Source organism: Pedobacter sp. CFBP9032 (assembly GCF_034045265.1).
Lineage (GTDB): Bacteria > Bacteroidota > Bacteroidia > Sphingobacteriales > Sphingobacteriaceae > Pedobacter.
Window position 1 is genome coordinate 1 of sequence record NZ_JAXCWE010000061.1, and the last position, 258, is coordinate 258.

Consider the following 258-nt stretch of genomic DNA (forward strand, 5'->3'; position numbering starts at 1 on the left):
GCTTACCAATTTAATGGTGCTTTAAAGTCTGCTGAAAGTGAAATCGACAGAGCGACAGGTTCAATCCGCTACAAAGCGTTATTTCCAAATCCTAATCGTTTAATCAAACACGGAACATCCGGAAAATTAACTATTTCTGAAGTTCAGAATGATGCGTTGATGATTCCTCAGAAGGCTACATTTTCCATTCAGGATAAAACCTATATTTTCTTAGTAGACAAGAATAATAAAGTAAAAATGACCAATATTGAGGTCGGG

1 pseudogene is annotated in these 258 nt (G+C 36.0%); it reads left to right on the forward strand.

The window, feature by feature from the left end:
• Positions 1 to 258 (forward strand): annotated as a pseudogene (locus SOM16_RS23145) (efflux RND transporter periplasmic adaptor subunit); the annotation flags it as partial.